Source organism: Syntrophorhabdaceae bacterium, assembly GCA_028713955.1.
In the GTDB taxonomy this organism is placed as follows: domain Bacteria; phylum Desulfobacterota; class Syntrophorhabdia; order Syntrophorhabdales; family Syntrophorhabdaceae; genus UBA5609.
This window is the reverse complement of the sequence record JAQTNJ010000156.1, coordinates 1-7,278: the sequence shown is the minus strand read 5'-3', so window position 1 is coordinate 7,278 and position 7,278 is coordinate 1. Positions and strand designations below refer to the sequence as shown.

At 47.4% G+C, this 7,278-nt stretch carries 5 protein-coding genes; 2 read left to right on the top strand and 3 right to left on the bottom strand.

The window, feature by feature from the left end; all coding sequences use genetic code 11:
• Positions 1-82 precede the first annotated feature (82 nt).
• Positions 83-1,000, top strand: a complete 918-nt coding sequence (locus PHU49_12130) for a Ppx/GppA phosphatase family protein (protein MDD5244755.1) — start codon at positions 83-85, stop codon at positions 998-1,000.
• A gap of 108 nt (positions 1,001-1,108) precedes the next feature.
• On the opposite strand, the gene PHU49_12125 is transcribed toward PHU49_12130, so the two are convergent.
• Positions 1,109-3,391: a DNA internalization-related competence protein ComEC/Rec2 gene (locus PHU49_12125; protein MDD5244754.1), complete on the bottom strand. Its 2,283-nt coding sequence runs from the start codon at positions 3,389-3,391 to the stop codon at positions 1,109-1,111.
• Positions 3,382-4,137: a hypothetical protein gene (locus PHU49_12120; GenBank protein ID MDD5244753.1), complete on the bottom strand. Its 756-nt coding sequence runs from the start codon at positions 4,135-4,137 to the stop codon at positions 3,382-3,384. Before PHU49_12120 ends, PHU49_12125 begins: the two co-directional genes overlap by 10 nt.
• A gap of 219 nt (positions 4,138-4,356) precedes the next feature.
• Between PHU49_12120 and selB the strand changes: the two genes are divergently transcribed.
• Complete coding sequence (gene selB / locus PHU49_12115) at positions 4,357-6,252, top strand: selenocysteine-specific translation elongation factor (GenBank protein ID MDD5244752.1); 1,896 nt, start codon at positions 4,357-4,359, stop codon at positions 6,250-6,252.
• Between the two features lie 281 nt (positions 6,253-6,533).
• Here the strand turns inward: selB and PHU49_12110 are convergent.
• On the bottom strand, positions 6,534-7,278 hold a 745-nt coding region (locus PHU49_12110; GenBank protein MDD5244751.1), incomplete at its 5' end, for an SH3 domain-containing protein.

Here is a 7,278-nt window from a genome sequence, read left to right as displayed (position 1 = left end):
AAATGCCAGAAGCCCGCTGATATTAAAAAGTGAGATAGCATACATGCAAGCTATCATAAGTAGTTTCCTGTGAGGTTGTCAAATGAAATGTGCCTCCATTGATGTCGGAACGAACACGATCTTGCTCTTGATCGTTGATACAGGGGAAACTATCCGGGAGATTGCCGACATCTCCACTACGGTCAGGCTGGGAGAGGGTTTGAAGGAGACAGGCTATATATCGAAAGGCGCCATGGACAGGGGATTGAAAGTCCTTCGGGGGTATGCCGATATGATGACAGCCCACGGAGTGGAATATGTATCATGTGTCGGTACAAGCGCATTAAGGGAAGCCGAAAACGGCAATGAATTTTCAGACCTCATCGAGAATCGTCTCGGAATTCCGGTCCGTATCATAAGCGAGCGCGATGAGGCGTACTATACGTATCTTTCGGTAAAAAATGACAGGATCATTGACAGGGAACGGTTTATGATCGTTGACATCGGCGGGGGCAGTACGGAGATCATTGCAGGAAGCCGGGAAGCCTTTCAGGATTTTATGTCACTGCCTGCAGGCTCCGTGAAGTTGACGGAGATGTTCATCAGGAATGATCCGCCCGTCGGGAGCGAAATGAAGGCTATGACGGCATATATAAGGCAGCTTCTCGACAGGCGGTTCATTGGTTGTTCAGATGTTTTTGTCGGGACCGGTGGAACGGTTACGACGCTTGCGAGCATTATCAGTGAATGTGAATATTTTGATAAAGACAGGGTCCATGGTTTTTGCATACGGTACGAGGCAATATGCAGCGCCGTCGATACGCTGCAAAAGATGAACGTCGCAGAGAGGAGAGCGGTAAAGGGCATGGAGAAGGGAAGGGAGGACATCATTGTGCAGGGGACCGTTCTTCTGCGGGAGATGATGTCCTTCTATCGTGTCGACGAATGCGTCGTCAGCGCAAAGGGGGTGCGATACGGCGTCCTTTATGAGCATATGATTGGAGCAGTCGATAGTATATAGTATATTGTATATAGTGAACTGCAAAAGAGATCATTGGAATTTTTTCGCTGAAGGATTTTTATACTTTCGATATACGATATACGAAATACGATATACGGATTTTCTATATCAATAACGGCTGTTTGACTTCAGAGTTGTATTGCAGTAGATATTCTCCCCGTCGGAGCATACCCTGATGAGTCCGTTCACGTCGGTCCGCAACAGGGGGATCGACAATCTTTTGTACCGTTCCAGGGCCTCCTCTCCGCGCAGCCCTTTGATGCCGCTCCCCACGCTCAACAGCGCCAGATTCGGCTTGACGGCGTGGAGAAAGTAGTCGCTGCTGGAATATTTGCTGCCGTGGTGCGGCACCTTAAGAACGTCGGTTTTTGAAATGAGGCCTGACAGCATCAGTTTGTGTTCCACCTCTGATTCGATGTCGCCGGTGAGAAGAAAACTTGTTTTTCCGTAAAGGATCCCCAGGACGAGGGACGCGTTATTGGGATTTTCAATGGTAGTTGCGCGGTCGGGGTTGAGGACATCGACATGAATACCGTTAAATGTGAAATGATCGCCCGCCTCCCATCGCTCGACAGGTATGCCCTTTGTCCTTGCAACGTTCATGATGTCGAGGAACCTTTCTTCATTAATAAAATACTTGCCGGTGACGAAGTACCGTACGTTAAAATTCTTTATGATATAGAAGAGACCGCCGACATGGTCCCCGTGCGGGTGGGTGTTGATGACGTAGTCAATGGTCCTGATCTTTCTGGCAAGGAGGATAGGCGTAAGGATCGATCTGCCTGTATCATATTCGCCTTTGTAGGAGCCGCCCCCGTCCACGAGTATCCTCACGCCTTCCGGCGCCTCAATGAGGATGCTTTCCCCCAGTCCGACATCAATAACATTGAAACAGAGATGCCTGTTCCGGAACCGCTGGTCATATACGAACATGGAGTATATTGCCGTGAGCGGCAGGAGAAGACCGATCAGCATAATCTTTACGTATCTTCTTTTGATAAACAGGAGAGAAAGGATGAGTGTGAAATAAAGGACTGTTTCAAAAAGGTTGGGGCGGACTATCGGATAGATGTAGCCGAAATCGAGGTGCTGCAGGATCCATATATTGAAACTGAGTATCTCGCCCGAAAGCCGTAAAAGGTATTCGCCGAATGGCAGCAGGATGCCGGCAAGGCTGAGCGGCAATGCCAGCACGCACATCAGGGGGACCGAGATCAGGTTATGGATAAACGAAAGCGGGTTGATCCCGTAAAAATGGTAGATCACGACAGGGAGTGTCCCGAGCATCGCAGAGATGGTAATCAGTATTGAGGAGAGAAACCATTTTATCATCCTGTTTTCCAATGTGATCTTTGGGTAGAGTTTTGCGGTGAAGAGTATAATGAAGAGCACACTCGCAAAGGTGAGTTGGAACGTGGGCATGAAGATGGAATGCGGGTAGATAAGCAGTATGATGAGGGCGCTGAGGGCTATGGTGTTAAGAATGCTCCTGCCGCGTTCAAAGTAAAGGGACAGCATATAGACCGTTATCATAATTACAGCCCGTATTGTCGGTATGCTCGAACCTGCTGTGACCATGAATATGAATGCGAAGGGGATGGAGAGCAGAGCGGCGAATCTCGTGTCATCGCCTCTGTATCTAAGAACAGGTGATATTCTGAAGAATATCCTCGCGAGAAAAAAGAAAAAGGCCGTAACGATACCTATATGTGCGCCGGATATCGCAAGTATATGAGATGTGCCGGTTCTGAGAAACAGGGTTTTTGTATCTTCGTCAGCACCGGTTGTGTCTCCGATGGTCAGCGCCTTGATGATACCCGTATACTTTGAACGTGAATTGTCTATCTTCTCTCTGAGCCTGTTTCTCCAGGCTTCGATATAATTATTTCCTTTTGTCACGGAAGCAGTGATTCCCCGTATTTCGTAAGATGTGCCCTCGAGCCTTTTTAACCATTTCCACGATGTGACGTGAGGATTGTTGTATGTAAGGGTGAGCTCTTTCAGGCGTCCCCAAACCCTCACCCTGTCGTTGATGCCGATATTTTCCGTTGTCCTGTAGACTGCCATTATCCGCGCCGGCGCGGTGGGTTGTAAGATCCTGACGATCTTGATACCGGGCGATGCCTCAACGACTAATCCTTCATATATCGCCTGATCGTCGCCGATATCGACGGGTTGATGATACATGCTGACCATCCCGATCCTCAACGCGCCGATAAGCATAAAAGAGATAACGATAAACAGAAGGGCTGCGTGGTATTTTTTCTTTAACAGGATGCCGGCCAAGAATATAAAGACCGGCAAAAGGATAACGATCGGTTTTAGGGAAAAGGCATAGAGAGCTTCTATATAAATGCCGAGGATAAACGCTATGACAGAGACTATGAACAAGCTTCCAGCAGGCCCTGCAGGTATGCGTGGACATTGATGCCGAGGTCGGGGATGTAGTAGCCGCCTTCAAGGATTGTAAGGAAACGCGGATTTGATGATGCGAGCATGTGGGCTGCTTTCCTGTAATCGTCGGTGAAAAGGAGCCCGCCCCAATCCCGGATATAGGTGTCAAACCCTGCTGAGCAGCAGAGTATATCGAAGGATGATGCGTTCTTTAAAGCTGCATCGACGTCGTTGAAAAAATCTTCTCTTGAAGCAGAGTCGATGTTGACGAATGTAATGTTACTGTCCCCGCGTACGATGTCATATGTCCCGTTGCCGTAGTGGAGGTCTATGTCGACGATGAGGGCGTTTCTGATGAGTCCCCTTGCAATGAGCCTTTTGACTGCTATCGCGATGTTATTGAAGAAACAGAAGCCGCCGTTGAAATCGTGTCCCGCATGATGCCCCGGAGGCCTGATGAGGGCAAATGATGGCCCTTGCAGCGCAAGCTCGGCTGCCTTTACGGCTCCTCCGGCGGATTTACAGGCTGTGTGATAGACGATGGGATCCTTTTGCACCAAGCTGATAAGCTGTTCGCTATGACAGAGCATGAGGTCGGATACATCGCACAATTCAGGTTCTATGAAATCGGCGATATTTTTGATATGAGAATATATCCTGTCCACCCGGTCGGGACATTCACAATCCACAGTGGGATAGTTAGTAAGAAAATCCCTGCTGTAAACGGTTGGAATTTTATCCATGTGTTTTTTAAAACATAAAGTATACCGCAAGTCAATGGATATAATGCAGCGGAGAGCTAAGAGCAGTATATAGTATATCGTATATAGTGAACTGCAAGAGAACCCTCTGAGATTTTTTACGATATACGATATACGAACTACGATATACGGCCTTGCAGGCCGCGGGTTCCTGAACTTCATTGAGTAGCCGCGTAAAATATTGTATAGTTAGGGACTGTCATGAAACAGATCGTTATCGGCACAGCGGGACATATAGACCACGGGAAGACGAGGCTCGTAAAGGCCATCACCGGTATTGACTGCGACCGTCTCAAAGAGGAAAAAGAGCGGGGCATCACAACCGAGCTCGGTTTTGCCCATTACAGGTTTGGAGAAGATCTCCTTGTGGGTATCGTTGATGTGCCCGGTCACGAAAAATTTGTGAGGCACATGGTCGCCGGGGCATGGGGTATTGATATGGTCCTGCTTGTTGTCGCTGCGGATGAAGGCGTCATGCCCCAGACGAGGGAGCATCTGGATATCTGCGAGCTTCTTGGATTAAAAAGGGGTATTGTCGCAATTACGAAAACAGACCTCGTCGATGATGATATGGTAGAGCTTGTCAGGGAGGATATTAATGACTTCCTTGCCGGGAGGTCTCTCGAGGGATCGCCGATTATACCCGTTTCATCCGTCACAGGCGAAAACGTTCCGCTCTTAAGAGACCTGATTGAAAATGCTGCCAGGGAGATTGACGAGAGATCGAAGGAAGGGATATTCCGGTTGCCCGTTGACAGGGTTTTTACCCTGAAAGGGTTCGGCACGATCGTTACAGGGACATGCATCTCCGGTCTCTTAAAGGTGGGTGATGAGATCGAGATATATCCGCTTGGGAAACTGGCACGGGTACGAAATATCCAGGCGTATCATGAGGATGTCGGTGAAGCAATCGCAGGCCAGAGGGTCGCTTTGAATATCCAGGGCATAGAAAAACATGATATTGAAAGGGGTGTAATAATAGGGAAACCCGGTACGCTGTGCCTTTCGCAGAGGATTGATGCCACATTGAAATATCTTCCATTGCCCCTCAAACCGATAAAAAACAACAGCATCCTGAGATTCCATGTAGCAACAACGCAGGAGGAGGCGCGGCTTGTGCTTCTTGACATCGATGTTATAGAGCCGGGTGAGGAATGCTATGTACAATTCGTATTTTCGCACCCCATCGTCATGTTGCCCGGAGATGGTTATATCCTGAGAGGCTCTTATACGATACAGACTATCGGGGGTGGGAAGGTCCTCGATATTCTGCCCGGTAGACACAAAAGACAGGCAGAAGGTCTGAGCGGCATTTATGCCCTTCTTACGCACGGAAGTGATACCGATAAGGCCGAATACCATCTCTTAAAGGCAGGGTATGGTGGTTTAAAAAAGGAGCTGCTCTCCATACTGCTTGGCAAAGAAGAAAAGAAGACAGATTACATCATACAAACTCTGCATGAAAGAGAAAAGGTGCGGACCATAGGCAAGATCATTGTCCATTCTGAGAAATTTACAGAATATAAAAAGGCCTTGCTCGGGCTGATCAGTGATTATTATGCAAAAAACCCTCTGAAGGTCGGCATATCGAGGGAAGAGCTGAGGATGAGGCTCCCGCAGGTAGAGCCCCAGGTGTTTCTGGCAGCCCTCGAAGAGTGTATACAGGAAGGGGTTGTTGTAACGGAAAAAGATAAGGTCATTGCAAAAGGTATGAGAACCACCCGGGACGAAGGGATTGAACACTTTAAAGAGATAGCGTTGAAGAGATTATATCAATACGGCTATACCCCGCCGGGACTTAAAGAATTTTCCGCAGAGGTTAAAAAAGATGAACGGCACCTCAAAGATATCCTTGAAGGCCTTGTTTTCGATGGTAAGGTGATCAAGATAAAAGGGGATATGTATTTTCACCGCGACGTTATTGAAGATCTGAAAAGGATGGTTATTGCCTACCTGACACAAAAGAAAGAGATGACGCCCTCCGATTTCAAATCCAGCCTTGATCTTTCCAGGAAATATATGATCCCTCTCCTTGAATATCTTGATGAGATAAAACTGACGATCAGGGTAGGGGATAAGAGAATACTGCGCTCATAGCTCATAGAAAATCCGTATATCGTATTTCGTATATCGTATATAGAGAGAAAAGCAGCTCATAGCTGATAGCTCATGGCAAATCCTAAATTCGAATTTCGAAATCCTAAACAATCAAAATTCAAATATCTAATGTTCAAAACAGGTATACTACAAATGCGTTTTTAATTTTGAACATTTGAATTTGTTTAGGATTTCGATATTAGGGTTTCGTGCTTACTGAATACCGCCTGCTCTTTTTAGTTTTTGCTGACGGCTGTGTGCTGTTGGCTGACGGCTATTCACTATCGACTATCGACTGCCCTTGATGATACTACCACGACAGTGCTGGAGATCCAGCCTTCCCGATTTCCATAGAGGAGTATTTTATACCACTTTGTTCCGGTTCCGTCGGTTCTCTCTTCGATGATGTCGAGTGATTCTCCACGGAAGATCATGCCGATCCGCTGGGACTGAAGGTAGGGTGCATTCCTTACATTTGCCGCATCCTTATTGACGATGGCGTATCTCTCAGGTTTCACCTCTTTTGTTTCTGTCTTAGGTTCTGTGATCTCTTTTTTTGTCGTTTCGGCCTGCTGTGGTGATGAATCGGGTTTGTCTGTTGAACCTTCTGGTTTTGGGAGGTTTTCCGGTGATTGAGACCTGTTTTCCGGACTCTGGGAGTTGGCTTCCCGTTTGAGAATAACCACTGTTTCAAGTGGTTTCGAAGGTGTAAGGAGATGGTAACCAAGACCACCGAAGAACAGAGAAAAGATCACGATGAGTGTGATCAAAAAAGGTCTTGAGAAGGCTACGCTCCGGTCCTCTACGTCCTGATCATCGCGGAAATCGTGGGCAACGTATTCAACATGTTTTTTGTCGGTTTCCACCTTTTTTGCAGATTGTACGGAGGCCCTCGCAGTAGATTCTCTGTCGTTGTCTTTTTTCTCGGTATCGAGATAGGGAAGGGTGTCACCTCTTCCGGTCATGGCGTTGATCGCTTTCGATACCTCTTTGAAGGTTATCTTACGGGTGCGGTCTGTATACCCG